This window comes from Oleiphilus sp. HI0067, assembly GCF_001635735.1.
Genome location: NZ_LWFI01001308.1, coordinates 1 through 965 on the forward strand (window position 1 = coordinate 1; position 965 = coordinate 965).

The window sequence follows — 965 nt, forward strand, 5'->3', positions numbered from 1 at the left end:
TACCCTTCGGGCCGACTTTTTGTCGTTCAACGCGCTAAAGCGCTTTTGTGCCGCCTGCGCGGCAATGACATCATGAAAAGAATAACGCGGTTTAATCACTCTTTAACGAAAGATGGCTGATATCCGGTACGACGGCTGCTTCTTCTTTTTTCTCTTGGCCAAGATCGCTACCAGCCGGTGCGAGCGAAACATTATCTAATTCGTTCAGCTCAGGAGTGGGAACCTCTTCGGTTTTTTCGGCAAGATCTACCCCTACTGGGTCTAGGCTTAATGCACTATGCGATAGCATTTGATCCACTTTTTCACCCGCGACATTCAAGCCACTTTTACTCTCTACTACCATGGGTGCAGCAGGTGCAGATTCTTCTACCGTTGGCAGAGGTAACTCAGACTCAGACTCAGACTCAGGTTCAGCTGCTGGAGCTGGAGCTGGAGCTGGAGCTGGAGCTGGAGCTGGAGCTGGAGCTGGAGCTGGAGCTGGAGCTGGAGCTGGAGCTGGAGCTGGAGCTGGAGACGATGCTGGCTGATCTGTGCTTTCAAGCTGACACTTTGCACCACGAGCTTTTAATGCAGCGAGATATTTATCACCCGTTGCTTGATCTAGCTTGCCTTTCAGCACCACACGTTGACCTGAAAACATCTTTTCGATCTGTGCAGGATTAGCTTTAAATAACTGCGCAAGCTTAGCTTTACAGTCGTCTAAATCCGCACCAGGTTGTAACTCACCGTAGAAAGTTAATTCGAACATCGCCCACCTCTTTACTCTTCCCTATTCTTCTTATCGGCCTCTGCATGCCATACGCATACTTGATTTCGACCTTGTCTCTTTGCTTGCGCTAATGCTTGGTCAGCTTTAACGCTTAATTCTGAAAAATGCGCACACTCATGAAACTCAACCAAGCCAAATGAGACGGTTAACTTAACGCGCTGCGCTCTAAAATGAAGTGGCAACGACATAATCGTTT

General features: G+C 48.5%; 2 protein-coding genes. Both read right to left on the reverse strand.

All coding sequences use genetic code 11. The features are described from left to right. Positions 1 to 91 precede the first annotated feature (91 nt). The gene (locus A3739_RS20170; protein WP_068502144.1) at positions 92 to 748 is read right to left on the reverse strand and encodes a hypothetical protein; all 657 of its coding nucleotides are present in this window, start codon (positions 746 to 748) and stop codon (positions 92 to 94) included. Positions 749 to 759: 11 nt separating this feature from the next. Then, the coding region (locus A3739_RS20175; RefSeq protein ID WP_156502716.1) for a diguanylate cyclase domain-containing protein at positions 760 to 965 on the reverse strand (206 nt) is incomplete at its 5' end.